At 71.2% G+C, this 26,416-nt stretch carries 16 protein-coding genes and 1 pseudogene; 14 read left to right on the top strand and 3 right to left on the bottom strand.

Annotation, left to right across the window (positions count from 1 at the left end):
- The first annotated feature begins 125 nt into the window (after positions 1-125).
- From LUW87_RS06670 to LUW87_RS06615, 12 genes are all read left to right on the top strand, one after another.
- Entirely contained in the window at positions 126-320 is a 195-nt protein-coding gene (locus tag LUW87_RS06670) for a ferredoxin (RefSeq protein ID WP_232670328.1), read from the top strand.
- Between the two features lie 43 nt (positions 321-363).
- The gene (locus tag LUW87_RS06665) at positions 364-1,596 is read left to right on the top strand and encodes an NAD(P)/FAD-dependent oxidoreductase (protein WP_232670327.1); all 1,233 of its coding nucleotides are present in this window, start codon (positions 364-366) and stop codon (positions 1,594-1,596) included.
- On the top strand, positions 1,596-2,096 hold the full coding sequence (locus tag LUW87_RS06660; RefSeq protein ID WP_232670326.1) for an NUDIX hydrolase: 501 nt from the start codon (positions 1,596-1,598) through the stop codon (positions 2,094-2,096). Before LUW87_RS06665 ends, LUW87_RS06660 begins: the two co-directional genes overlap by 1 nt.
- Before the next feature lie 6 nt (positions 2,097-2,102).
- The gene (locus tag LUW87_RS06655) at positions 2,103-2,735 is read left to right on the top strand and encodes a lysoplasmalogenase (RefSeq protein WP_232670325.1); all 633 of its coding nucleotides are present in this window, start codon (positions 2,103-2,105) and stop codon (positions 2,733-2,735) included.
- Between the two features lie 82 nt (positions 2,736-2,817).
- Positions 2,818-4,377, top strand: coding sequence for an FMN-binding glutamate synthase family protein (locus LUW87_RS06650; RefSeq protein ID WP_232670324.1), 1,560 nt, complete (start codon positions 2,818-2,820; stop codon positions 4,375-4,377).
- A 121-nt stretch (positions 4,378-4,498) separates the two neighbouring features.
- Positions 4,499-6,559 (top strand): alpha-1,4-glucan--maltose-1-phosphate maltosyltransferase, encoded by a 2,061-nt coding sequence (locus tag LUW87_RS06645; protein ID WP_232670323.1) that lies wholly within the window; start codon positions 4,499-4,501, stop codon positions 6,557-6,559.
- 49 nt (positions 6,560-6,608) lie between these two features.
- Positions 6,609-9,989, top strand: coding sequence for a maltose alpha-D-glucosyltransferase (gene treS / locus LUW87_RS06640; RefSeq protein ID WP_232670322.1), 3,381 nt, complete (start codon positions 6,609-6,611; stop codon positions 9,987-9,989).
- The gene (gene malQ / locus LUW87_RS06635; RefSeq protein ID WP_232670321.1) at positions 9,986-12,124 is read left to right on the top strand and encodes a 4-alpha-glucanotransferase; all 2,139 of its coding nucleotides are present in this window, start codon (positions 9,986-9,988) and stop codon (positions 12,122-12,124) included. The genes treS and malQ overlap by 4 nt, the downstream gene beginning before the upstream one ends.
- Positions 12,121-14,046, top strand: a complete 1,926-nt coding sequence (gene glgB, locus LUW87_RS06630; RefSeq protein WP_232670320.1) for a 1,4-alpha-glucan branching protein GlgB — start codon at positions 12,121-12,123, stop codon at positions 14,044-14,046. The genes malQ and glgB overlap by 4 nt, the downstream gene beginning before the upstream one ends.
- A gap of 83 nt (positions 14,047-14,129) precedes the next feature.
- A complete protein-coding gene (mptB, locus tag LUW87_RS06625; protein ID WP_232670319.1) occupies positions 14,130-15,782 on the top strand; it encodes a polyprenol phosphomannose-dependent alpha 1,6 mannosyltransferase MptB in 1,653 nt (550 codons plus the stop codon).
- 32 nt (positions 15,783-15,814) lie between these two features.
- On the top strand, positions 15,815-16,648 hold the full coding sequence (locus LUW87_RS06620; protein WP_232670318.1) for a DUF2127 domain-containing protein: 834 nt from the start codon (positions 15,815-15,817) through the stop codon (positions 16,646-16,648).
- Positions 16,649-16,737: 89 nt separating this feature from the next.
- Positions 16,738-17,412 carry a TMEM175 family protein gene (locus LUW87_RS06615; RefSeq protein ID WP_232670317.1) on the top strand — a complete coding sequence of 225 codons (675 nt, stop codon included), beginning with the start codon at positions 16,738-16,740 and terminating at the stop codon, positions 17,410-17,412.
- 6 nt (positions 17,413-17,418) lie between these two features.
- On the opposite strand, the gene treY is transcribed toward LUW87_RS06615, so the two are convergent.
- Genes treY through LUW87_RS06600 form a run of 3 tightly spaced genes read right to left on the bottom strand, consistent with a single transcriptional unit; the run spans position 17,419 to position 24,741 of the window.
- Positions 17,419-19,941 (bottom strand): malto-oligosyltrehalose synthase, encoded by a 2,523-nt coding sequence (gene treY, locus LUW87_RS06610; protein WP_232670316.1) that lies wholly within the window; start codon positions 19,939-19,941, stop codon positions 17,419-17,421.
- A 10-nt stretch (positions 19,942-19,951) separates the two neighbouring features.
- A complete protein-coding gene (gene glgX / locus LUW87_RS06605; RefSeq protein WP_232670315.1) occupies positions 19,952-22,099 on the bottom strand; it encodes a glycogen debranching protein GlgX in 2,148 nt (715 codons plus the stop codon).
- Positions 22,096-24,741 (bottom strand): M1 family metallopeptidase, encoded by a 2,646-nt coding sequence (locus tag LUW87_RS06600; RefSeq protein ID WP_232670314.1) that lies wholly within the window; start codon positions 24,739-24,741, stop codon positions 22,096-22,098. The genes glgX and LUW87_RS06600 overlap by 4 nt, the downstream gene beginning before the upstream one ends.
- A gap of 24 nt (positions 24,742-24,765) precedes the next feature.
- Between LUW87_RS06600 and LUW87_RS06595 the strand changes: the two genes are divergently transcribed.
- Positions 24,766-25,782, top strand: a complete 1,017-nt coding sequence (locus tag LUW87_RS06595; RefSeq protein ID WP_232670313.1) for an adenosine kinase — start codon at positions 24,766-24,768, stop codon at positions 25,780-25,782.
- Positions 25,783-25,791: 9 nt separating this feature from the next.
- A pseudogene (locus LUW87_RS06590) lies at positions 25,792-26,373 on the top strand (glutaminase); the annotation flags it as partial.
- Positions 26,374-26,416: the final 43 nt, after the last annotated feature.

Raw genomic sequence — 26,416 nt, 5'->3', positions numbered from 1 at the left:
GGGTAGCCCCGTGGCGGATCCGCGGGGGGTCGAGTGCCGGACCGGGACACGAGGCGGCCTCTCATGGTGCATGATGGGACCTCGTGCCGGATGGGCCGAACGGTCTGAACGTGAGGGGATGCATCATGCGAGTGGTTGTCGATTTCGACCTGTGCGAGAGCAACGCGATCTGCATGGGCATCGCGCCCGAGGTGTTCGAGGTGCGCGACGACGACTTCCTCTACGTCCTCGACGAGACCCCGCCGGAGTCGATGCGACCCAAGATCGAAGAGGCCGTCCAGCGCTGCCCGAAGCAGGCCATCTCCATCGCCGAGGACTGAGCCTCCCGACCTCTCCACCGGCGGCGGGCCGGTGTTCGCTGCCATGACAGACTCCATCGCCGTCATCGGCGCATCGCTCGCCGGGCTGCACGCGGCCCGCACGTTGCGCCACCAGGGTTTCACCGGTCGCCTCTCGGTGATCGACGCGCACGACCACACGCCGTACGACCGGCCACCGCTGTCCAAGCAGGTGCTGGCCGGCGAGTGGGACTTCGATCGCATCGTGCTGCCCGCCGCCACCGAGGACCTCGACCTCGACTGGCACATGGGGACGCGGGCCACGCGTCTCGACCGCGACGCCGGCGTGGTCCACGTCGAGCGCCCCGGGGGCGAGGCGGCCGTCGTCGCCTACGACCAGTTGGTGCTGGCCACCGGGGCCGAGGCCCGTCGCCTGCCCGGCACGGAGGGCATCGGTGGGGTGCACGTGCTGCGCACCTGGGACGACGCCGTGGCCGTCCGAGCCGCGCTCGACGCCGGCGCCCGTCGGGTCGTCGTCGTGGGCGCCGGCTTCATCGGTGCCGAGGTGGCGGCCACCTGTCGGGGCCGCGGCCTCGACGTGACCATCCTCGAAGCCCTCCCCGTCCCGCTCGAGCGAGCCCTCGGCCGTCAGATGGGCGAGGTCTGCGCCCAGCTGCACCGCGAGCACGACGTCGACGTGCGTCTGGGCGTCGGCGTCGACCACCTCGAGACCACCGACGGCCCGGACGGTCCGCAGGTCGGCGCGGTCGTGCTCGCCGACGGCACCTCTGTCGAGGCCGATGTCGTGGTGGTCGGCATCGGGGTCGGCGTCAACACCGCCTGGCTGGAGGGGTCGGGTCTCGACCTCGACGACGGGGTGGTGTGCGACGAGACGTTGCTGGCCGCCCCGGGCATCGTGGCCGCCGGCGACCTGGCCCGCTACCCGAGCCGTCGCTTCGGTCAGATGCTGCGCGTCGAGCACTGGGAGCACGCCGTGCGCGGTGGCGAAGCGGCCGCCGAACGCCTCCTCGCCGAGCAGCGGGGCGACCCAGCTGCCGTCTTCGACCCGGTGCCGTGGTTCTGGAGCGATCAGTACGACCGCAAGATCCAGCTGGCGGGACGGCCCGGACCCGACGACGAGGTCGTCGTCGTGCACGGGTCCACCGAGGAGTTCCGCTTCGTGGCCCTCTACCGCCGCGACGACCGCCTGGTCGGGGTCCTCGGCATGAACCGACCCCGCCACGTCATCCAGCTGCGGGCGTTGCTCGAGGACGACGCCGGTTGGGATGCCGCCCTGGCCCGAGCGGCCGAGCTCTGATGGACAGCGCCGACGAGGAGATGGTCGAGGTCCTCGACGACGACGGTGCCGTCATCGACACCGTCTCGCGCCGGGAGATGCGCGAGCGCAACCTGCGCCACCGCAGCGTCCTCGTGGCGGTGGTCAACGACGCCGACGAGATCCTCGTGCACAAGCGGGCGTCGTGGAAGGACGTGTGGCCCGACCGCTGGGACGTCGCCGTCGGTGGCGTCGTGGACCCGGGCGAGGCGTGGGAGGCGGCCGCGGCGCGCGAGATGGTCGAGGAGACCGGCGCGGTCGCCGAGCTCGGCTACCTGGGCGAGGACCGCTACGACGACGACGAGGTCCGCGTGCTGGCGCGCATCTACCACGCCCGCACCCCCGGGCCCTTCAGCTTCGACGACGGCGAGATCGTCGACGCCGTCTGGGTGCCCATCACCCAGCTGCGCGACTGGCTGGCCGACAAGCCGGCCTGCCCGGACAGCCTCGCCCTCGTCCTGCCCCGCCTCGACTCCCCCTAGGTCCCCGTGAACGCGCCTGCGGTCGTCGTGCTGTCGTTGACCGCGGTCGTGGCCGTCCTCGATTGGTTGGCGGTCGGCACGGGGCGCCGTGCGGCCGAGTACGCCCTCAAGCCCTTGGTCATGGTGGGCCTCGTGGTGACGGCGCTCACCCTCGACGCCTCGGACGACGCGGTGCGGGTGGCCGTCGTCGTCGCCCTGGTGCTCTCCCTCGCCGGCGACGTGTTCTTGATGCTGCCCCGGGACCTCTTCGTGCCCGGGCTGGCGTCCTTCCTCGCCGCGCACGTCGCCTACATCGTGGCCATGGTGCTCCTGGGGGCCTCGGGCGCCGGCCTCCCGTTCGGCCTCGTCGCCGTCGGACTGGCCGTCGCGGTGGTGGGTGGGCGCGTCCTGCGTGGGGCCAAGGCCGCCGACCCTGCCCTGGTGGGGCCCGTCGCCCTCTACCTGGCGGTGATCTCGATCATGGTGGCCACCGCCGCCGGCACCGGCCTCTGGCTGGTGGTCCTCGGTGCCGTCTCGTTCTACGTCAGCGACGCGGTCCTGGGCTGGACCCGCTTCGTGTCGTCGTTCCGCCACAGCCGGGTGGTGGTGATGGTCACCTACCACCTCGGCCAGGCCCTGCTCGTCGTCGGGCTGATGTAGCCCGACTTCAGGGCCCCTCGGCGGGTGGGCTCGGGTCCGACGGCCGGTTCCGGGGCCGGCCCGGTTCCGTAGGCTCAGCCCCATGGGATGGCTCGTGGCGGTCGGGGTGGTGGTGGGGCTCCTCGCCGTGGTGGCCCTCCACGACCTCATCCAGCGGCGCCACGCCATCCTGCGCAACTTCCCCGTCATCGGTCACCTCCGCTTCATCCTCGAGGGGATCGGTCCGGAGGTCCGCCAGTACATCGTCACCGACAACGACCAGGAGCGGCCGTTCAGCCGAGATCAGCGACGCTGGGTCTACACGTCGGCGAAGGGCGAGAACGCCTACTTCGGCTTCGGGACCGACAACGACCTCGATCGGGCTCACAACTACCTGGTGGTGAAGCACGTCGCCTTCCCCGTGGCGGGTCCACCCGACGAACCCACCCATCCGAGCCCCGATCGGCTGTTGCCGTGCGCCAAGGTCCTCGGGGCCTCCCACGGGCGGCGTCAGGCCTTCCGTCCGTCGTCGGTGGCCAACATCTCGGCGATGAGCTTCGGTTCGCTCAGCGCTCGGGCGATCGAGGCGCTCAACCGGGGCGCGGCGATGGCGCACGCGCTGCACACGACGGGAGAGGGTGGCATCTCGCCGTACCACCTCAACGGCGGCGACCTGGTCTGGCAGGTCGGCACCGGCTACTTCGGGTGTCGTGACCCGGAGGGGGCGTTCAGCCTGGAACGACTCGTCGAGCGCACCGCCGCCGCCCCCGTGCGGGCCATCGAGATCAAGTTGAGCCAGGGCGCCAAGCCCGGCCTCGGCGGCATGCTGCCGGGGGCGAAGGTCACCCCGGAGATCGCCGAGATCCGTGGCATCCCGGTCGGGGTCGACTGCAAGAGCCCGGCCGGGCACAGTGCGTTCGCCGACGTCGACGGCCTGCTCGAGTTCGTGGAACGCATCGCCGAGGCGACGGGACTGCCGGTGGGCATCAAGTCGGCGGTGGGCGAACGCGGCTTCTGGGAGGACCTGGCCCTGCGCATGGATCGCACCGGTACCGGCCCCGACTTCGTCGTCGTCGACGGCGGCGAAGGCGGCACCGGCGCGGCGCCGCTGACCTTCAGCGACCACGTCTCGTTGCCGTTCCGCTGGGCCTTCGCCCGGGTCTACCGGACCTTCGCCGAGCGGGGCCTCGCCGACGACATCGTCTTCGTCGGTTCGGGGAAGCTCGGTCTGCCCGAGAACGCCCTGGCAGCGATGGCCCTCGGATGCGACATGGTCAACGTCGGGCGCACCGCCATGTTCTCGGTCGGCTGCATCCAGGCCCAGCGCTGCCACACCGACCGCTGCCCGACCGGCGTGGCCACCCAGTCGCGCTGGTTGCAGCGAGGGCTCGACCCCGAGCTCAAGTCGGTGCGCAGCGCGCTGTACCTGGCTTCGTTGCGCTTCGAGCTGGTGCGTCTCGCCCGGGCCTGCGGTGTGGCCCACCCGGGCCTGGTCACCGCCGACCAGCTCGAGCTGCTCGAGGACCGGTGGCGGGCCGTCTCGCTGCGTGAGGTGGTGGGCTACCCGGTCGGCTGGGGCCTCCCGAGCCCGGCCGACCAGGCCGACATCGTCCGCATCATGCATGCGCCCGGTGGGCCCGTCGCCGACTCGGCGTCCGCGTGACCCACGACGTTCACGCTCCCGACGCCCGCCGTCCACGATCACCGGCCAAGGTCGGTGCACGACCATGCCAGCCCCTGGGTAGGAGACCGTGACGGCCACGCCAACGACTAGAAAGGCGCGCATGAGCCCCGGCGCTCCCAACCGCATCGTCATCGACGCCGTCACCCCGCAGATCGACGGCGGCCGCTTCCCGGTCAAGCGGGTCGAGGGCGAGCCGGTCACCGTGGGCGCCACGGTCTTCGCCGACGGTCACGACGTCCTTCGCGTGGTCGTGAGCCACCAGCCGCCCGGGTCCAAGAACTGGACCGACGTGGCAATGCGCCAGGTCAACGCCGGCCTCGACCGCTGGGAGGCGAGCTTCACCCCGCTCGAGCGCGGCACCCACCGCTTCAAGGTGCTGGCGTGGGTCGACCACTTCGCCTCCTGGGCCGACGGCACCCTGCGCAAGCTGGCCGCCGGCGTCGGCATCGACTCCGAGCTGCTGGCCGGTGCGGCGCTCCTCGAGGACGCCGCCGCCGGTGCGCCCCGTTCCGACGCGGGCCCGCTGCTCGCCGCCGCCGAGCGCCTCCGAGCGGGAGAGACCGTCGACCTCACCGACCCCGGCGGCACCGACCGCCCGTCCGCACAGCAGCTCTACCACCGCCGTCTCCGGCGCCCGAAGGCCGCCAGCGGCCCCCTGGTCGAGGTGCTCGTCGAGCGGGAGCGGGCCCAGTTCAGCGCCTGGTACGAGCTGTTCCCCCGCTCCACGTTCGTGGGGGGTGGCCGCGCCGAGGCCGTCGCCGCTCCCGACGACGAGATCGTCCACGGCACCCTCCGCGACGTGGAGGCTCGGCTCGACCTGGTGGCCGAGATGGGTTTCGACATCCTCTACCTGCCGCCCATCCATCCGATCGGCCGGTCGTTCCGCAAGGGGCCCAACAACGCCGAGAAGGCCGGCGCCGACGACGTGGGCAGCCCGTGGGCCATCGGCTCGGCCGAGGGGGGTCACACCGCCGTGCACCCCGACCTGGGCACCGTCGACGACCTGCGCAGCCTCGTCGACGCCGCCCGGGAGATGGGCATCGAGGTCGCGCTCGACCTGGCCTTCCAGTGCTCGCCCGACCATCCGTGGGTGACCGAGCACCCCGAGTGGTTCAAGCATCGGCCCGACGGCACCATCCAGTACGCCGAGAACCCGCCCAAGAAGTACCAGGACATCTATCCGCTCGACTTCGACAGCGAGCACTGGCGCGAGCTGTGGCAGGCCCTCCTCGCCGTCGGGAAGTTCTGGATGGACCAGGGCGTGAGCATCTTCCGCGTCGACAACCCCCACACCAAGCCGTTCGCGTTCTGGGAGTGGTTCATCGCCGAGCTCCGAGCGCAGGACCCCGACCTGATCTTCCTCTCCGAGGCCTTCACCCGCCCCGAAGTCATGCACCGTCTCACCCGGTGCGGCTTCACCCAGAGCTACACCTACTTCACCTGGCGGGTGTCCAAGGCCGAGCTCGTCGAGTACGCCACGGAGGTCAGCACCTCACCCGGCGCCGATCGGTTCCGGGCGAACTTCTGGCCCAACACCCCCGACATCCTCCCGTGGCACCTGCACGGCGCCCGCCGCGAGATGTTCGCCCTGCGCCACCTCCTGGCGGGCACCCTCAGCGCCAGCTACGGGGTGTACGGACCGGCGTTCGAGCTCTGCGACAACCAGGCCGCCGGCAACGGCAAGGAGGAGTACCTCGACTCCGAGAAGTACCAGTTGCGCCGTTGGGATCTCGACGACCCGATCAGCCTGCGCGACCAGCTGTCGGCGCTGAACCGCATCCGGCGCACGCAGCTGGCGCTGCACACCACCCGTACCCTGCAGTTCCACGACGTCGCCAACGACCTGCTCATCGCCTACTCCAAGACCGCCCACGACGGGGCGGACCCGGACCCGACGCGACCCCACCGCAACCCGGTGCTCACCGTGGTCAACCTCGATCCTTCCGGCGGCCAAGCCGGCGTGCTCGAGCTCGATCTCGCTGCGCTGGGCATCGATCCGGCCCGCCCCTACGACGCCCACGACCTGCTGGCCGACCGCCACTACGAGTGGCACGGACCCAACCCCTACGTCGAGCTCCACCCGAGCGACCGTCCCGGGCACGTCCTGCGCATCAGCCAGCTCCCGGTGCCGACCGGGCCCGACGGCGAACCCGTCGCCTGATCGACATCTGCTCCATCCGCCCTCCAGACACGCACGGGGATACGCGCCCATGATCGAAGAGTCCGCCGACCAGAAGGACTGGTACAAGGATGCCGTCATCTACGAGTTGCACGTCCGAGCGTTCGGCGACTCCGACGGCGACGGCATCGGCGACTTCGACGGTCTGACGGCCAAGCTCGACTACCTCCAACAGCTCGGCGTCACCGCGCTGTGGTTGCTGCCCTTCTACCCGTCGCCGTTGCGCGACGACGGCTACGACATCGCCGACTACGCCGACATCAACCCCAGCTACGGCGACCTGCGCTCCTTCAAGCGGTTCTTGAAGGAGGCCCATCGGCGTGGGCTGCGGGTCATCACCGAGCTGGTGCTCAACCACACGTCCGATCAGCACCCGTGGTTCCAGCGGGCGAGAAGGGCCAAGCCGGGCAGCCGCTGGCGCGACTTCTACGTGTGGAACGACACCCCCGACCGCTACCCGGGGGTGCGCATCATCTTCGAGGACTACGAGACCTCGAACTGGACGTGGGACCCGGTCGCCCAGTCGTACTACTGGCACCGCTTCTTCTCCCATCAGCCCGACCTCAACTACGACAACCCCGAGGTGCGCGACACGATGTTGCGCGTCGTCGACAAATGGTTGGAGATGGGCGTCGACGGTGTGCGGCTCGACGCCGTGCCCTACCTGTTCGAGCGGGAGGGCACGAACTGCGAGAACCTCCCCGAGACCCACCAGTTCCTGAAGGACCTGCGCGCCCACGTCGACGAGGCGTTCCCCAACCGCATGCTGCTGGGCGAGGCCAACCAGTGGCCCGAGGACGCCGTCGCCTACTTCGGCGAGGGCGAAGGCGACGAGTGCCACACGGCCTTCCACTTCCCCTTGATGCCCCGGCTCTTCATGGCGTTGCGCATGGAGGACCGCTACCCGGTCATCGACATCCTCCAGCAGACGCCCGACATCCCCGAGACGTCCCAGTGGGCCATCTTCCTGCGCAACCACGACGAGCTCACCCTCGAGATGGTCACCGACGAAGAGCGCGATTACATGTACCGCGCCTACGCCGCCGAACCGCAGATGCGCGTGAACGTGGGCATCCGGCGCCGGCTGGCGCCGCTGATGCAGAACGACCGGCGCAAGATCGAGCTCATGAACGGGCTGCTGTTCGCGCTGCCGGGCACGCCTGTCATCTACTACGGCGACGAGCTGGGGATGGGCGACAACGTCTATCTCGGGGACCGTGACGCGGTGCGCACGCCGATGCAGTGGAGCCCGGACCGCAACGCCGGCTTCTCGCAGGCCAACCCCCAGAAGCTCTTCCTCCCGGTCATCATCGACCCCGAGTACCACTACGAGACGGTCAACGTCGAAGCCCAGGCCAGCAACCCCAGCTCGCTGTTGTGGTGGATGCGTCGTCTCATCGCCCTGCGCAGCCAGCACCGCGTCTTCGGGCGTGGTGAGATCGAGTTCCTCCTGCCCGAGAACGGCAAGGTCCTGGCCTTCTTGCGGCGCGACGAGAACGAGACGGTGATGGTGGTCGCCAACCTCTCCCGCTTCGCCACCGCGGTGACCCTCGACCTCCACGAGTTCCGCGGCGCCGTACCCGTCGAGCTCTTCGGCCACACGGAGTTCGCACCGATCCAGGAGGGCCCGTACCAGCTGACCCTCGGCCCCTACGGCTTCTACTGGTTCTCGCTGGAGAGCCAGCGCAGCGACGGCGGCGGCCCCGAGTTCCACGACGGGCGCGACCTGGCCACCCTCACGGTCGCCAACGACTGGCGCTCGGTGTTCCGGGGGCGCGGCCGGGCCGGGCTCGAGAAGGCGTTGCCGCAGTTCCTCGCCCACAACCGCTGGTACGCAGGCAAGGCCCGCAAGATCCGCGCCGTCGACATCCTCGACGTGGTGCCGCTGTCCGCACCCCGCACCCGCAAGAACCGGGCTGAGGCCTTCATGGTGCTCGCCCACCTCGACTACACCCAGGGCGAGTCCGAGACCTACGTCCTGCCCCTCACCGTCGCCTCCACGGGGCGGGCCGACCAGCTGTTGGCCGATCACCCCAACTGCGGGGTGGCCTGGATCGACAACCGGGCCACGGGGGAGCGGGTCTTCCTCCACGACGCACTGGTCGACACCGGGTTCCTCGAGGCCACCCTCGACGGCTTCGCCAAGCGGCGCAGCTTCACGTCGTTCGGTGGCGCCGAGCTCCGGGCCAGCGTGAACCCGCGCTTCCGCCGGGCCGTGAGCGGGGCCACCCACGAGGACCTCGCCGTGCAACCTTCCGGAGCCGAGCAGAGCAACACCTCGGCGATGTTCGGGCACCGGGTCGTCATGAAGCTCTTCCGGCGGGCCCAGGAGGGCGTCAACCCGGACCTCGAGATCGGGCGCTTCCTCACCGAGCAGGCCGGCTTCGAGCACACCGCGCCGCTGCTCGGCGCCCTGGAGTACCAGAAGGGGGCGCGCAGCGAGCCGCGCACCATCGCCCTGCTCTCGGCCTACGTGGCCAACGAGGGCGACGCCTGGCACTACAGCCTCGACCAGCTCAGCCTCTTCTACGAGTCGGCGCTGCAGACCATCCCCGACGACGAGTTGGCGGTGCCGGCGTGGTCCACCATCCTCGACTCGGTCGGAGGCGAGGTGCCACAGGTGGCCGCCGACGCCATCGGCCCCTTCCTCGACTCCGCCGAGCTGCTCGGCCGGCGCACCGCCGAGTTGCACCACTCGCTGGCCAGCGGTCTCGACGAGGCGTTCGCCCCCGAGCCCTTCACCACCCTCTATCAGCGCTCCCTCTACCAGTCGATGCGTTCGCAGGTGCGCCCCACGCTGTCGATGGTGCGCCGCAGCCTGGCCCACCTCGACGACCGCACCCGTCCGCTCGCCGAGCTGGCGCTCGAGAGCGAGGGGTCCATCCTCGAGCGCTTCGACGCCCTGCGCGATCACCGCATCGACACCCATCGCATCCGCGTCCACGGCGACTACCACCTCGGCCAGGTCCTGCACGCCGGACGGGAGTTCGTGATCATCGACTTCGAGGGGGAGCCGTCGCGCTCGCCCACGGAGCGCCGCATCAAGCGGGGGGCGCTCACCGACGTCGCCGGGATGATGCGCTCGTTCCAGTACGCCCGCGTCGCCGCCCTGCGGGCGCTCGAGGAACGCGGCCTGCTCCCGCTCGAGCAGCGAGACGCCATGACCCGTCGCGGACGGGTGTGGCAGCACTGGGTGACCGTGCGCTTCCTCGCCGGGTACCTCGACGCCGCCGGCGAGTCCCCGTTCGTGCCCGCCGACCAGGGCGACGTGGCCTCGCTGCTCACCGCCTACACCCTCGACAAAGCGCTCTACGAGGTGCGCTACGAGCTCAACAACCGGCCCGATTGGGCAGCCATCCCCCTCAGGGGTGTCCTGCAACTGATCGCCGCCGAGGACGAGGCCCCCGCGTGAGCACGGCCGTCGACCCGGGCGACCTGAGCTCGCTGGCCGGGGCCCTCGGCGTCGAGGGTTCCTACTGGGACACGGCGGGCAACCGCCACGAGGCCACGCCCGATGCCCTCCGGGCCGTCCTGTCGGCCATGGGCGCGCCCGTGGACGAGTCGGCCGACCTGATGGAGCTGCGTCGCCACGTCGAGGCCAACGGGGTCCGACTGATCGCTCCGGTGGTCGTGTGGTGGGCCGAGGACGCCCACCTCGAGATCGAGGTCTGCGTCCCCTTGGCCGGCGTCGACGACACCTTGGCCTTCCACGTCGCGCTGGAGCACGGCGGGGGCGACGTCGAGGGTCGGGCCGATCTGGCCGAGTCCATCGAGGTCGGCCACCGCCACGGCGGGGGAGTGACCCACTCGGTGCGCCGCGTCACGCTCGACATCCCCGACGCGCTGCCCGTCGGCTACCACCGCCTGACGGTCGAGTGGGGGGCGCAGCGCCACCAGGCGACCCTCGTCGTCGCACCTCGCCGGGTTGCCCAGCCGGCCTGGGACGAGCGCACCTGGGGGGTCATCGCCCCCCTCTACGCCCTGCGCCCCACCATGGCCGTGGGTCCCCACGTGGGCGAGCTGGTCGAGCTCGGCCGTTGGATCGGCCACCAGGGCGGCAAGGTGGTCGGCACCCTGCCGATGCTCGCCACCTACCTCGACGCCCCCTTCGATCCGAGCCCCTACACGCCGGTGAGCCAACGCTTCTGGAACGAGCTCTACCTCGACCTGCACGCCGCGCCCGAGCTGGCGGCCAGCCCCGCGGCGCGGGCCTTGCTGGCCGAGCCGGCCGTCCAACGCGCCATCGCCGAGCGGGCCGAGGCCGACCGCTTCGACCACCGGGCGCAGTACCGCATCCTGCGTCCCGTGCTCGAGGAGCTGGCCGCCACGTTCTTCTCCGGGCCGGAGTCCGGCCGCGCCGGCTTCGACCGATGGATGTCCGCCCGCCCGACTGTCCGGGGCTACGCCGCCTTCCGGGCGGCGACCGACCGAACCGGCACGGGCTGGCACGCCTGGGGCACCGGGCCGGGACGCCTCCCCGACGGCACCGACGTGGACGGCCCCGAGGCCCGGTTCCACCAGTACGTGCAGTGGACCATGCAGCGCCAGATGGCCGACGTGGCCGCCCAGCTCGGCGACAACGGACAGCGCCTCTACCTCGACCTGCCCGTGGGCACCCACGGCGACGGGTTCGACACCTGGTCCCATCCCGACCTGTACGGCTGGGGGTGCGGGGTGGGGGCCCCGCCCGACGACTTCTTCAGCGAAGGGCAGAACTGGGGCTTCCCGCCCGTCTCGCCGATGGCGTCGAGGGAGCAGGGCCACCGTCACTTGGCCGCCTGCCTGCGCCACCACATGCGCGCCGCCGGGGTGTTGCGACTCGACCACGTGATGGGGCTGCACCGCCTCTTCTGGGTGCCCGACGGGGCCGACGCTCGCGACGGCGTCTACGTGCGCTACCCGCGCGAGGAGCTCTTCGCCGTGCTGTCGGTGGAGTCGGCGCGCCACGACTGCCGGGTGATCGGCGAAGACCTGGGCACCGTCCCCGACGAGGTGCGTGAGGCCATGGGCCACCACGGGTTGCTCGGCATGTACGTCAGCCAGTTCCAGCTGCCCAACGACGGAGGGCCCGTCCCCGCTCCCACCGACCGCCAGGTCGCCAGCATCGACACCCACGACACGCCGACCTTCGCCGGTTGGATGAGCGGGCTCGACATCGAGATCCGCAAGCAGATGGGGCTGCTCGACGAGCGATCGGCGGGCCGAGCCTACGGGGAGCGTCAGCGCGACGTGGACCGGCTCATGGCCGCGCTGCAGCGTGCCGGTCTCCTCGGTGAACCCGCCGACACCCACGACACGCTGGTGGCGCTGGTCGCCCAGCTGGGCGCCAGCCCGGCCGCGACCGTGCTCGTCGGCGTCGACGACCTGCTCGGCGAGACCGAGCCCCAGAACGTGCCCGGCACGGGCCTCGACCGCCCGAACTGGGTGCGCAAGCTCCCCCGACCGATCCGCGACCTCGACGCCGACCCGGACATCCGGGCTGCGCTCGAGGCGTTGCAGTCCGCCCGACTGGCGGCCCACTCCCGGGCCCAGGAGGAATCCCGATGAGCGTTCTCACCCCCGACGACCTGTGGCTGTTCAACGAAGGCGCCCACACCCGTTTGTACCAGCGCCTCGGCGCCCATCCCGGCCTGGGTCCGAACGGGGAACCGGGCTGTTCGTTCGGGGTGTGGGCCCCCAACGCCCGCCAGGTGAGCGTGGTGGGTGACTTCAACGCCTGGCGCCCCGGCGTCGACCTCCTCGACCCCCAGGAGAGCTCGGGCATCTGGAACGGCTTCGTGGCCGGCGTCGCCGAGGGCGACTGCTACAAGTACCACGTCGAGTCGCGAGCCAACGGCTACGTGGTCGACAAGACCGACCCGGTGGGCTTCGCCTCGGAGATGCCGCCGCGCACGGCCTCCAAGGTCGTCGAGCTCGACGGCTACGAGTGGGGCGACAGCGAGTGGATGGCCACCCGAGGGCGTCGCAACGCCCTCGACGCCCCCATGTCGGTCTACGAGCTCCACCTCGGCTCCTGGCGTCACGCCGCCGACGAGCACCGGTCGCTGAACTACCGCGAGCTGGCGCCCGTGCTGGCGGAGTACGTGCTCGAGCAGGGCTTCACCCACGTCGAGTTCATGCCTCTCACCGAGCACCCCTTCTACGGCTCGTGGGGCTATCAGACCACCGGCTACTTCGCGCCGACGGCCCGCTTCGGGTCGCCCCACGACCTCATGTACCTGATCGACGTGCTGCACCGGTCCGGCATCGGGGTCATCCTCGACTGGGTGCCGTCGCACTTCCCGACCGACGAGCACGGCCTGGGCTACTTCGACGGCACGCACCTCTACGAGCACGCCGACCCGCGCAAGGGGTTCCACCCCGACTGGAACAGCGCCATCTTCAACTACGACCGCTTCGAGGTGCGCAGCTTCCTGCTCTCGAGCGCCCACTTCTGGCTCGACCGCTACCACGTCGACGGCATCCGCGTGGATGCCGTCGCCTCGATGCTCTACCTCGACTACTCGCGCGAGGACGGCGAGTGGATCCCCAACGAGCACGGAGGCAACGAGAACCTCGGGGCGCTGCGCTTCCTGAAGAAGCTCAACGAGACCGTGTACGCCGACTTCCCCGACGTGCAGACCATCGCCGAGGAGTCCACGGCCTGGCCCATGGTGTCCCGACCCCTCGAGTACGGCGGTCTGGGCTTCGGGTTGAAGTGGGACATGGGCTGGATGCACGACACCCTCGCCTACTTCGAGCGAGAGCCGATCCACCGCGAGTACCACCAGGGTGAGCTGACCTTCCGCATGGTGTACGCGTTCACCGAGAACTTCGTGCTGCCGCTGTCCCACGACGAGGTGGTGCACGGCAAGGGGTCGCTCCTGGCCAAGATGCCCGGCGACGAGTGGCAGCGCATGGCCAACCTGCGGGCCCTCTACGGCTACCAGTACGCCCAGCCGGGCAAGAAGCTGCTGTTCATGGGGGCCGAGCTGGCCCAGGAGTCCGAGTGGGATCACGACAGCCCGCTGCCGTGGTGGCTGCTCGACCGTCCGGCTCACGCCGGGGTCCAGGCCTGGGTCCGCCACCTCAACCTGCTCCACCGTCGCGAGCCGGCCCTGCACGAGGTCGACATCGAGCCGGCCGGCTTCCAGTGGGTCGACGCCTCCGACACGGCCGCCAGCGTGCAGTCGTTCCTGCGCCACCCGCGCCGTGACGCCGAGGGTCGGCCCAGCACCGAGGGCGCTCGCGAGGTGCTCTGCGTGTCCAACCTCACCCCCGTGCCGCGGGAGGGGTATCGCGTCGGGGTGCCCCGGCCGGGTCGATGGACGGAGTTGGCCAACTCCGACGACGTGGCCTACGGCGGCTCCGGGGTCGGCAACCACGGTGGCGTCGAGGCCACCGCTGATCCGGCGCACGGGTTCGGGTGGTCGGTCCCCCTCGCCCTTCCCCCACTCGGAGTGGTGTTCCTCGCGCCGGAAGTGGAGTGACGGAGGGCACACAAGCCTCTGACCAGGGGGTTCGGGTTTTCATCTGCCGCGCGGCGACCACGCCACCGGGCTACCCTCGATCCGTGGCCACGACGATCGAACGCGCCCGCGCCGCCGTGGCCGGATCTGCAGAACTCCGACATCTCGTCGACCGGGGTCGCGACCTGCTCTACGGACGGCACCCCGATGCGCCGTTGGCCCACTCGGAGATCTCGCCGTGGCGGCCCGCTCGCACCGAGGCCCGACGCCCGTGGCTCACCGTGCTGGTGGCGCTGGCCGGTTTCCTCGGCGCCGTGCTCATCTCCACCTCGGCCCCGGTGTGGCGTCTGGCGGTGCCCTCCTGGCGCTTCACCCTCCCGTTCATCCCCCACCCCGGCACCACCATGCAGTCCGCCGCCCTCTTCGTCGGTGGTCTCGTCCTGCTGGGCCTCGGATGGCTGGGCCTCATCGCCCGGGCCGGACGACCCGGCGATCGTCGTCGCCGCATGGCCACGATCGCGGCCGTCATGGCGCTGTGGTGCCTGCCCTTCCTCGTGGGACCGCCGCTGCTGTCCAACGACGTCTACAGCTACGCCGCCCAGGGCGAGATGGCCAGCCAGGGCATCGACCCCACCTCCACCGGCCCCATCGCCCTCGGGCGCGGCGACTGGCTGCGCCAGGTCGACCCGGTCTGGCGGGCTGCCCCCGCCCCCTACGGCCCGGTGGCCATCGGCGTGGGCGAGGCCGTCGTCGAGGCCTCCGGTCACGACCCCGCCAGTTCCGTGTGGCTGTTCCGGGGGGTCATGGTCATCGGCGTGATCATGGGTGCCGTCGGTGTGGCCCTCATCGCCGCCCGATCGGGGATCGACCCGGTTGTGGCCGTCGCCATCGGCATCGGCAACCCGCTCGTGACGCTCTACCTCATCGGCGGCATCCACAACGACGCCCTCATGTTCGGGTTCCTGGCTCTCGGCCTGGCCGCCGCCCAACGCGACAAACGGGTGCTGGCCCTGGTCCTGATGACCGCGGCCACCGCCATCAAGCTCCCCGCCGCGGTGGGCCTCGTCTACCTCGGTTGGACCTGGCCCGGCCTGGTGGCCACGTTCCGCCAGCGCATCGCCACCACCGCAACCGTCGTGGCGGCCGCCGCCGGGCTCATCGCCGTCGCCTGCCTGGCCACCGGGGTCGGCATCGGGTGGATCACCGCCCTCGAGTCCACCGGCAAGGTCACCACCACCTTCTCACCCACCACCAAGATCGGCTTCAGCCTCGGTGAGGTCATGACCTGGGTCGGGCTCCCCGTGAGCCCCGACGCCGTGGGCGCCGGGTGGCGCATCCTGGGCCTCCTCGGCACTGCGGCCCTCGGGTTGGTCATGATGCTGCGCAGCCCCCGCATCGGCATCGTCAAGGCCACCGGGGTCATCCTGGTCGCCTACGTGCTCCTCGGCCCCGTGCTGTGGCCGTGGTACCTGCCGGCGGGCTTCGCCCTGCTCGCCGCGGTCGGACTGGGCCGCTACCGCCCCTCGTACCTCATGGTGTGCCTCGCCATCAGCTGGTTCGTGTGGCCGACCTCGGTCATCCCGGTCGACTACCTCACCGAGTACCAGCACCTGCTCGGCCTCGGGGTCGTCGTCCTCGTGACCGGCATGGCCTTCGGGGCCCAGCGCTTCGCGTCCCGCTTCGAGCGGCGCCTGGGTCGAGAACGGATCGACGAACCGGTCGAGGACGAGGCTCCCTCACCGGCCGCCGTGGGTTGAGCCAGCGGCCCGGCCCGGCGGGCGGCTGAACCGTGCGACCCCTGCCTCGGCGTTGGGACGCCGAAGCGCTCACCTGCGCGATACGGGGCCACGTCGCCCCCGGTGCCCGAGCGCGGATCGTCACCGACGACGACCACGACCTCGCCGTCGACGCCCCGGACGGCGCCCGGCTCAGCCGCTGCCTGCGCTGCGACAACTGGTTGCGCAGCGAGCCCCCCACGTCGGCTTCCGCCACCTGGGATCGGCTCCCCCCGCTCGACGCCCTGCCCCGGCCCCGCCGCGGGAAGGCGCTCGACGACGCCATCATCACCCGCTTCATCGCCATCGAGCGCTTCGGCCACTTCGTGGTGTTCACCCTGTTGGCCGTCGCGCTCGCCCTGGTCGACACCGACCTCGGCGGTCTGCGGGCCGACGCCCGCTCCATGGCCGACGGGCTCACCGACGCCGTGGCGGGATCCAGTCGGGGCGGCGCCCACTCCTGGGCGGCCGAGCGCCTGGAGGAGCTGGCCAGCCTGCAGGGCGACACGGTGCGGGTGCTGCTCGTGGCGTCGGCGCTGTTCGCCGTGATGGAGGGCACCGAGGCCATCGGCCTCTGGCTCGAGAAGCGCTGGGCCGAGTACCTCACGGTCGTGGCCACCGCGATCTTCCTGCCCCTCGAGGTGCGAGAGCTGGTGGAGGGCGTGAGCGCGGTCAAGGTCGCCACGCTGACCGTCAACCTCCTGGTGCTGGCCTACCTCATCTGGGCGAAACGGCTCTTCGGGCTCCGAGGGGGCCGATCGGCGGGGGAGGCGACCGTCGACTGGGCGGCCGTGCTCGACGCGCCACCGCCCACCCCGGACCAGCTGGGCTCCCGCCGGCGGAGCTGACCTCGTCGACGCCCGTCACGGTGCGGGGGTGAGGAGCGCACGTGTCGGTGTGGCCGATCGGACGGGTGTGAGGCGTTAGCGTCCGCCTCATGGGGGACGAGCGCGAGACCGGGGCCGAGCTCCAGGCCGGCCTGCGCCAGGGCCGCTGGACGCGTGATTCGCTCGAGTTCGCCCGCCTGTTGAACCTGAGCGACGGCGTCTTCGGCTTCGCCCTCACGCTGCTCGTCACCGGCATCACGGTGCCGACGCTGGCCTCCGGCCAGAGCCTCAGCGACGGCCTGGGCGACCAGGTGCCGGCCATCATCGCCTTCACCATCACCGTGGTGCTGATCGGCCGCTTCTGGATGGCCCACCATTCGCAGTGGTCGACCTACGGCTCGATCGTGCCGCCGGTGATGTTCGCCAACGTGGTCTACCTCGGCTCGGTGGCCTTCCTGCCCTTCCCCATGGCCGTGCTGGGTCGCTACGACGGCCAGACAGCGGCTGTGGTCCTCCAGGCGGTCGCGCTCGCGGTGGTGAGCACGATGGAGGTCGTGGTCGACGTGGTCGCCGACGCCAACGACTGCCTTCGGATCGAACGGAACCGGGCCCAGCGCCGTCGGCTGGTCGTGGCCGGGTTGGTACCGACGGCGGTGTTCCTGGCGTCGATACCGGTGGCCTTCGTGAGCGGAACCCTGGCCATGTGGACCTGGCTGCTCATCATCCCGGTCGAGCTCGCGCTCGACAAGGTCCTCGATCCCGAGCGGACCGCGACGCCGACCTGAGCCCGTTCAGGCCGCGGCGACGAGAACCGCGACAGGGAGGTGGGCGGTGAGGGTGGCGCACGGCACGGGACCGGCGGCGACGGGGTCACCGGTGAGCAGGTCGACCCAGCGGCCGGACGGCACTTCGACCACGGCATCGACGGGCGTGGCGAAGCGTCGAGGCACCACGGCGACGAGGCGTTCGCCGCGTCCGTAGGCCAGCACCGCGTCGGCTTCGGGGCCCGAGGTGGCCAGAGCGCGATACGAGCTGGTGGGGTCGAGGATCGGGGAGGGCCCGGCGCGCAGGCCGAGGAGCCGGTGCAGCACGGCTGCCTTGACGGCGCCGTCGTCGGTGGGATCGCCGGCGGTGCGCTGCCACCGTTCGACCAGCGTGGCGCCATCGAGGCCCTCGACCTCGGCCAGCACGGCGCGCCGGCGGTCGGCGTCGACGGGTCGCCGGTTGTCGGGGTCCACCAGCACCAGGTTCCAGAGCTCGTCGCCCTGGTAGATGTCGGGGGTGCCGGCGGCGGTGGCGGCGAGCGCCACCTGGGCGAGCGAGGCCGCCCGCCCGGCCGCCAGGAGCTGCCCGACCAGCGCGCCGATGGCACCGGTGGCCGCGGGGTCGCGGTGGACCTGGTCGAGGAAGGCGTGGACCCTCTCCTCGTAGGCCTCGTCGTTGGCCACCCACGAGGTGTGGGCCTTGGCCTCGCGCATCGCCTTGGTGGCGAAGGTGTGGCTGCGGTCGGGGTCGATGGGCCACGCCCCGATGAGCGTCTGCCAGAGCAGCCACTCGAACGCCGGGTCGGGAGCCGCCTCGGCCACGCCGGCTCGGGCCCGCCCGACGGCCTCGGTGAAGGCTCCGGGGTCCTCGGCCAGCCGTCCGAGGCGGGCACGGACATCGGCGCCGCGCTTGGTGTCGTGGGTCGTGAGGGGCACGAAGGTGCCGGGCCACCGTTCGACGGTCGTGGCCAGCGCGGCGTGCAGCTCGTCGGTGTGACGCCCGCTCCGTGTCGGGTCGCCGCCGACCTCGTTCATCCACAGCAGGGGGGTGAAGCGGTAGAAACCGGTGTCCTCCACCGCCTTGGCCGCGAGCGGAGCGGTGAGCTGGTTGAACCGCACGACGAAGCGGTCGACGGCGGCCCCGGTGCCCTCACGCCGGGCCAGGAGGTCGACCACCAGGTCGCAGGTCGCCCCGGCGAGCTCCGGACGACGGCGCCGGAGGCGCTCGGCGGCGGCATCGACCCGGGCGCGGTCGGTGTCGGCCAACCCGTCCGTGCCGGGCACGGGGTAGGTGCGGTAGACGTCGAAGCCGATGGCCAGCTCGCGGACCAGGGCGGTGGCCTCGTCGAGGTCGAGGTGGTGGGGAGGATCGACGGCATCGACGGCGTCGACGAGCGCCTTGGCGGCGCGTCGGGTCTCGGGGACGAGCAGGTTGTCGAGCACGACGACGCGGCTCTCGGTCTCGACGTCGTGCCAGGAGGTGGTCGTCCCCGTGCGATCGCCCCATGCTTCGGTGAGGGCGGTGGCGCCCTGACCGAGGGTCAGGACCTCGCTGATGCGGGCGGTGAGCTCGTAGCCGGTGGTGCCGTCGACCGGCCAGTGCGGGGGAAGGACCTCGTCGGCGGCGAGGATCTTCTCGACCACGATGAGACGATCCGGCCCCACCAGCGCCCGGAGGCGTTCGAGGTAGCCCTCGGGATCGACGAGGCCGTCGACGTGATCGATGCGAACCCCCTGGATCACCTGGGCGCCCAGGTCGTCGTCGGCCAACCACCGCCGGAGCAGGTCGTGGACGTCGTCGAACACGTCGGCCCGTTCGATGCGCACACCGGCGAGGTCGGTGACGTCGAAGAAACGCCGCCAGTTGAGCGTGTCGGCCGTGCGCGTCCAGTGCACGGGACGCCAGTGCTGGGCGTCGATGAAGTCGGCCAGGAGGGACGGGTCTCGGTGCAGGGCGTCGAGCGCCTCCTGGATCCGCTCGGTGCAGTCGCCCGCCCCGAGCCCCACGACCTCGAGCGATGCCTCCGAGGCGGACCACCGATCGCCGTGGTGGCGGACCTCGAGCTCCACCGTGCCCGGGCGGGCTTCGACGGTGATGGCTCCGTCGGCGATGGCTCGCTCCAGCGGGCGATCGAGGAAGGGCAGCGCCACCTTGCCGTGCAGCTCGCCGCCCGTCTGCCAGTCGATGTCGAAGTGGTGGGCGTAGACGCTGTCCCGCCCTCGGGCCAGCACCGACTGCCACCACCGGTTGGAGGGCGAGCGGATGCCCATGTGGTTGGGCACCAGGTCGAGCACCTGGCCCATGTCGTGGTCGGCCAGGGTCTGCCACAGGCGCCGCAGCCCGTCGGATCCCCCGAGCTCCTCGCGCACCAGTTGGTGGTCGGTGACGTCGTAGCCGTGAGTGCTGCCCGGGGTGGCCTCGGCGAGGGGTGAGGTGTAGAGGTGGCTGATCCCGAGGCGAGCAAGGTAGGGCACCAGCGCGGCGGTGGCGTCGAAGCCGAAGCTGGGGGTGAGCTGGATCCGGTAGGTGGCGCGGACGAGGGGAGCCATGGAGGCGCTCCTACCCCCGCGGCCGGTCGGAGAGGCGGCGCAGGAGCACGACCGACCGGGCGATGACCGACACGGGAGCTCTGGCGATGAAGCGGTGCTCGCCTTTGCGCGGGAACGCCAGGTTGGGGTCGTCGTGCGCGGTGTCGAGGACCGTCGTCCACACCGGGCCGTAGGTCTCGTCGGGCAACCGGAACTCGACGGTGTCGTCCCAGGCGTTGAACACCGCGAAGAAGCTGGCGTCGGTGAGGCGTTCGCCTCGGGGGCCGCGCCCGGGCAGGGCCTCGCCGTTCAGGAAGACGCCGACGCACAGGTTGGTCCCGGTCTGCCAGTCCGACGTGCTCATGGGCGTGCCCGCCGGGGTGAACCATCCGATGTCGTCGATGTGCTCGTCCATGATCGGTTGACCCTGGAAGAACTTGCGGCGCCGGAAGACCCGGTGGGTGTGGCGGAGGTTGATCAGTCGGGAGGTGAACTCGAGCAGGTCCTCGTCGACGGCGCTCCAGTCGTACCAGGACAGCTCGTCGTCCTGGCAGTAGGCGTTGTTGTTGCCGTGCTGGGTGCGGCCGATCTCGTCGCCGCCGAGGAGCATCGGCACCCCCTGCGAGAGCAGGAGGGTGGTGAGCATGTTGCGCCGTTGGCGGCGACGCACGGCGTTGACGGCCTCGTCGTCGGTGGGGCCCTCGACGCCTCCGTTCCACGACCGGTTGTCGTCGGTGCCGTCGCGGTTGGCCTCGCCGTTGGCGTCGTTGTGCTTGCACTCGTAGGAGACCAGGTCGGTGAGGGTGAAGCCGTCGTGGGCGGTGACGAAGTTGATCGACGCCGACGGGGTGCGGCCGTTGTCCTGGTAGAGGTCGCTCGAGCCGGTCAGGCGGTAGCCCAGCTCGGCGACGGTGTGGTCCGCCCCTCGCCAGAAGTCGCGGATCTCGTCGCGGTACTTGCCGTTCCACTCCGACCAGAGGGGCGGGAAGTTGCCCACCTGGTAGCCGCCCTCACCGACGTCCCACGGTTCGGCGATCAGCTTCACCTGGCTGACGACGGGATCCTGCTGGATGAGGTCGAAGAAGGCCGACAGCTTGTCGACGTCGTGCAGCTCACGGGCGAGGGTGGCGGCCAGGTCGAAGCGGAAGCCGTCGACGCGCATCTCCGTCACCCAGTAGCGCAGGCTGTCCATGATGAGCTGCAGCACGTGCGGGTGACGCATGTTCATGCTGTTCCCGGTGCCCGTGTAGTCGACGTAGCGGCGTTGGTCGTTGGGGTCGAGCCGGTAGTAGGCGGCGTTGTCGGCGCCCTTCAGCGACAGCATGGGCCCGCCGTCGTTGCCCTCGGCGGTGTGGTTGTAGACGACGTCGAGGATGACCTCGATGCCGGCGCGGTGCAGGGTCTTCACCATCTGCTTGAACTCCTGCACCTGTTGGCCCCGCTGGCCGTACACCGCGTACTCGTTGTGGGGGGCCAGGAAGGCGATGGAGTTGTAGCCCCAGTAGTTGCGCAGGCCCAGCTGGTCGAGGCGGTAGTCGTGGACGAACTGGTGGACCGGCAGGAGCTCGACGGCGGTGACCCCGAGGTGGCGGAGGTGCTCGATCACGGGCTGGCTGCACAGCCCGAGGTAGGTGCCCCGCTGGTCCTCGGGCACGTCCGGGTGGTTCATGGTGAGGCCCTTGACGTGGGTCTCGTACACGACCGTCTCGTGCCACGGCGTGCGGGGGTGGCGGTCGTCGGCCCAGTCGAAGTAGGGGCTGATCACGATCGACTTGGGCACGAACGGTCCCGAGTCCGAGGTCGTGGGCGGGCCGTCCGGACCGTCGGCGAAGGCGTAGGGGAACACCGCCTCGGCCCAGCGCACCCCGCCCTCGACGGCCTTGGCGTAGGGATCGATGAGCAGCTTGTCGACGTTGCCGCGGGTGCCCTGCTCGGGCGCCCACGGTGCGTCGACTCGGAACCCGTAGCGCTGACCGGGCTGGATGCCGGGCACGTAGCCGTGGTGCACGAACGCGGTGATCTCCGGCAGCTCGAGGCACGTCTCGGCCCCGTCGTCGTCGAAGAGGCACAACCACACCCGCTCGGCGACCTCGGAGAACAGCGAGAAGTTGGCGCCGGCGCCGTCGAAGGTGGCGCCCAGCGGGAAGGCCTCCCCGGGCCAGATCTCCGGGCCGCTCAACGGAGGGAGCCGGCGAAGGCGGCCGCCTCGCGGTCGCGCAGGGCCACGTTGACCTCGAGCCGCTCGAGGTGCTGGGCGAGGATCTTGTCGCCCTGGGGCACGGTGTGGTCCTCGAAGAAGGCGAACACCGCCGGGGCCATCTCGGGCCCGGAGAGCGACCGGATGCCCTCGAGCATCCGTGCGATCGAGTTGGACGGCAAGCGGTCGTTGATGGTGGTCCACTCCTCGGCCACGAAGAACCAGGCGAGGGCTCCGTGGTGCCGGTTGGTGAGGGCCCGACGCAGGAGCAGCGGCGCGTTCTGGGTGCGCACCTCGTCGAGGGTCATGGCCAGCAGGCGGCGCACGACGTCGGGGTCGTCGAAGTCGGCCAGGGCGTAGAGGTAGCGCAACTCCTCCTGGGGAGAGGAGGCGCCTCGGAAGCGCTCGAGGAACAGCTCGAAGTCGGCGTCGTCGCCGTGGGCGGCCACGACGTTGACCGCGGCCGCGGCCATGGCCGGATCGGCGGTGTCGGGGTGCGCGACGAGGACCCGCGCGTCGAGCACCGTCTGGTCGTGGGCCCCGATGGTGCCCATCGCCTCGAACAGCACGCCGCGCAGGGCACGGGTGCGGTCGGGTTCGTCCTGGCCGGGCTCGGGTCCGAGGCGTTCGAGCGCGGGACCGACGAGGGCGCGGACCCGTTCCTGGAAGGCCAGGCGGTCCTCGGGCTCGTCGACCAGCCGGTCGAGGGCGTGCAGGCACCCCACCAGGCGCTGCCACACGGAGAGGTCGGTCTCGGTGGCGAACGACTCGGCGAGGTGGAGGAAGTCGGCCGCGGTGGTCTCCGCCGCCAGCACGCTGGCCCACGCGTCGTCGACCAGGCCGTAGCGCTCGATGGGGGAGAGGTCGGTGGGGGCGTGGGCGACGAGGGCGCCGAGCAGGTCGGGGGCGTAGCGCACGCGGTAGAAGCCGGTGCCCTCGGTGTTGACCAGGATCCACTCGACCGGCTCGACCAGCTCGATGTCGATGCTGTCGCCCTCGAGCAGCACCTTCTCGAAGGTGACCACGCCGTCCTGGGTGGACTTCTGGGTGAAGATCAGCGGCACCGACCAGCGGGTGGCGTCGTCGTCGGCGGGCAGGGGCTGGGGGTCGCCCTCCCCGAGGTCCCCGGCGTAGCCGAAGCGGTGCTGGGACAACCGCAGCGTGCCGCCGTCGTCGAGGAGGTCGACGGTGATGAGGGGGTAGCCGCCCTGGAAGATCCAGGAGTCCATGATGCGCCGCACCGGCTCACCGGTGGCCTCCTCCAGCGCGTCCCAGAGGTCGGTGGTCTCGGTGGTGGCGTAAGAGTGCTGCTGGAGGTAGAGGCGGATGCCCGAGCGGAAGGCGTCGGCGCCCAGGTACTGCTCGAGCATCCGCACCACGGCGGCGCCCTTCTCGTAGGTCAAGATGTCGAACATGCCCTCGGCGTCGGCCGGTGACACCACCGGATACTCGATGGGGCGGGTGCTCGACAGCGAGTCGGTGTCGAACGCGGCCGAGCGGGCCAGACCGAACGTCACCCAGCGCTCCCACTCGGGGCGGAAGGCGTCGGTGGCGTGCATCTCCATGAAGGTGGCGAAGGCTTCGTTCAGCCAGATGCCGTTCCACCACTTCATGGTGACGAGGTCGCCGAACCACATGTGGGCCAGCTCGTGGTTGATGACGTCGGTGACGTTCAACAGCTCGGCCTGCGTCACCTCGCCGGGATCGACCAGCAACAGCACCTCACGGAAGGTCACGCACCCCAGGTTCTCCATGGCCCCGAACGCGAAGTCGGGCACGGCGACGAGGTCGAGCTTGTCGCCCGGGTAGGCGATGCCGTAGTAGTCGGTGAAGTGGCGCAGGCAGAACGCCCCCACCTCCAGGGCGTAGGAGGTGAGGTGGCCCTTGCCTCTCGGGTACACGATCCGGAGGGGCGTGCCGTCGACGTCGACGGGGTCGGTGGCCTCGAGGGGCCCCACGACGAAGGCCACCAGGTAGGTGGACATGACCATCGTGTCGGCGAAGCGGACCTCGTGGCGGCCCTGGTCGCCCTCGACTGGCGTGCGCGACACCTGGGCGGCGTTCGAGACGGCGAAGAGGTCGGCGTCGACGACCAGGGTGATGGAGAAGACGGCCTTGTGGGCGGGCTCGTCCCAGCAGGGGAACGCCCGGCGGGCGTCGGTGGCCTCGAACTGGGTGGTGGCGATCGTCTGCTCCGCCCCGTCGGCGTCGGTGAAGGTGGAGCGGTAGAAGCCACGGAGCTTGTCGTTGAGCTGACCCCGGAAGCGGGTGTGGAACGTGACGTCGCCGGCGGGGACGGGCTCGTCGAAGCCGAAGCTCACCCGTTCGGTGTCGACGTCCATGGTGACGGCCGTGGGCGCGAGCCGCGTGCCGTCGGAGGTCTCCACCCAGGCCTCGTCGATCACCAGCTCGAGCGCGTTGCAGGTGATGGTGGCGGCGTCGTCGTCGAGCACCAGCGAGGTGGCGCACGAGCCGGTGAAGGTGGCCTCCGCCAGGTCGGGCTCGAGGTGCAGGTCGTAGCGCACCGGCCGGACGCCCTCGGGGAGTCGGTAGGGGTCGACGACGGGCGGGTCGTCGAAGACGGGCTCGGGGAACGGGGTCTCGACGGGTTCGCGTTCGGTCACCCCGTCAGCGTAGGGTCGCTCGCCGTGACCGTGCTCCAGCCCCCCGCCGGCCGTGCCCTCGACGTCGTGTGCATCGGCAACGCCATCGTGGACGTCCTCGCCCACACCGACGATGCGTTCCTGGACCGCCATGCCATGGCCAAGGGCTCGATGCAGCTCATCGACACCGAGGTCGCCCATCGCGTGTACGCCGACATGCCCCCGAGCATCGAGATCTCGGGCGGCTCGGCCGCCAACACCGCGGCCGGCATCGCCGCCCTGGGCGGGTCGGTCCGCTTCGTCGGCCGCATCGCCGACGACCAGCTCGGCGAGGTCTTCGCCCACGACATCCGCGCCGCCGGCGTGGCGTTCGACGTGGCGCCGGTGACCGGTGCCGCGGCGGCGCCGGGCACGGCCCGCTGCCTGGTGCTGGTGACCCCCGATGCCCAGCGCACGCTGAACACCTACCTCGGCGTGTCGGCCCAGCTCACCCCCCACGACGTCGCCGGCCTCGGCCTCGATGCGGCCCGGGCCCTGTACTGCGAGGGCTACCTGTGGGACGAGCCGTCGGCCAAGGAAGCCATCCGGCTGGCCATGGACGAGGCGCGTGCCGCCGGCACCCCGGTGGCGTTCACCCTGTCCGACGCGTTCTGCGTCGATCGCCACCGCACCGAGTTCCTCGAGCTGCTGGCCGGCCGGGTCGACATCGTGTTCGCCAACGAGGCCGAGATCTGCTCGCTGTACGAGGTCGACGACGTCGAGCAGGCTGCCGCCATGGTGGCGGGCCACGTGGCCATCGCCTGCGTCACCCGCTCCGAGCGGGGCTCGGTGATCCTCACCGCCGACGGCGACCGCGTCGAGATCCCGGCGGCGCCGGCCGAGGTGGTCGACACCACCGGTGCCGGCGATCTCTACGCCGCCGGGTTCCTGGCTCGGTGGGCCGCCGGTGCCGACCTCGCCGAGTGCGGCCGGGTGGCCTCTCTCGCCGCGGCCGAGGCCATCTCACACCTCGGCGCCCGGCCCGAGGCCGACCTGCGCTCGCTCCGCGCCGGCTCCGAGTAGCACCATGGGCTCCGGCCCGGGTCCACGGCCGAGGAGCGTTGGGGGTTCGTCCTCGACGGGTCGTCCCGGTTCGCCGGCCGGGCGCTGGTCCTCGACGAGGAGGTCTACGAGTCCGAGAGCCGCCACAACCTGCGCAACCAGGGCATCGCCCACCTCATGGACAGCTACGGGCGGCTCTACGCCGACCCCGACGAGGCGATGGACACCTACACCCGGCAGTGCTCGGTGCTGGTGACCACCGAGGACCTGGCCGCCATGGCGGCGACGTTGGCCAACGGGGGTGTCAACCCCCGGTCGGGTGAGCGGGTCGTCGAGGCGAGCACCAGCAAGCGGGTGCTCGCCGTCCTCGCCACTGCCGGCCTGTACGAGCAGTCCGGTGAGTGGCTCTCCGACGTGGGTCTGCCCGGCAAGAGCGGGGTCAGCGGCGGCATCGTGACCGTCGCCCCGGGCAAGGGGGGGGGTCTGGCCACCTTCTCGCCGCCGCTGGACGCAGCCGGCAACAGCGTCCGGGGGCAGCTGCTCACCGAGTACCTCTCCGATGCGCTGGGGCTGAACCTCGTCGCCTCGGTCCCTCGGGTCGAGGGGCCGTAGCCGCATCTCGAGGTCGGGCGGTCGGTGGGGGCGGCCGCGACGG

The organism is Rhabdothermincola salaria (assembly GCF_021246445.1).
GTDB lineage: Bacteria > Actinomycetota > Acidimicrobiia > Acidimicrobiales > Acidimicrobilacustridaceae > Rhabdothermincola_A > Rhabdothermincola_A salaria.
This window is presented reverse-complemented; position numbering and strand designations above follow the sequence as displayed.

Excerpts from the sequence above, each read along its gene's own strand:
- LUW87_RS06670 (WP_232670328.1), top strand. The coding sequence starts at position 126 with ATGCGAGTGGTTGTCGATTTCGACCTGTGCGAGAGCAACGCGATCTGC.
- LUW87_RS06665 (WP_232670327.1), top strand. The coding sequence starts at position 364 with ATGACAGACTCCATCGCCGTCATCGGCGCATCGCTCGCCGGGCTGCAC.
- LUW87_RS06660 (WP_232670326.1), top strand. The coding sequence starts at position 1,596 with ATGGACAGCGCCGACGAGGAGATGGTCGAGGTCCTCGACGACGACGGT.
- LUW87_RS06650 (WP_232670324.1), top strand. The coding sequence starts at position 2,818 with ATGGGATGGCTCGTGGCGGTCGGGGTGGTGGTGGGGCTCCTCGCCGTG.
- LUW87_RS06645 (WP_232670323.1), top strand. The coding sequence starts at position 4,499 with ATGAGCCCCGGCGCTCCCAACCGCATCGTCATCGACGCCGTCACCCCG.
- treS (WP_232670322.1), top strand. The coding sequence starts at position 6,609 with ATGATCGAAGAGTCCGCCGACCAGAAGGACTGGTACAAGGATGCCGTC.
- glgB (WP_232670320.1), top strand. The coding sequence starts at position 12,121 with ATGAGCGTTCTCACCCCCGACGACCTGTGGCTGTTCAACGAAGGCGCC.
- LUW87_RS06615 (WP_232670317.1), top strand. The coding sequence starts at position 16,738 with ATGGGGGACGAGCGCGAGACCGGGGCCGAGCTCCAGGCCGGCCTGCGC.
- treY (WP_232670316.1), bottom strand. The coding sequence starts at position 19,941 with ATGGCTCCCCTCGTCCGCGCCACCTACCGGATCCAGCTCACCCCCAGC.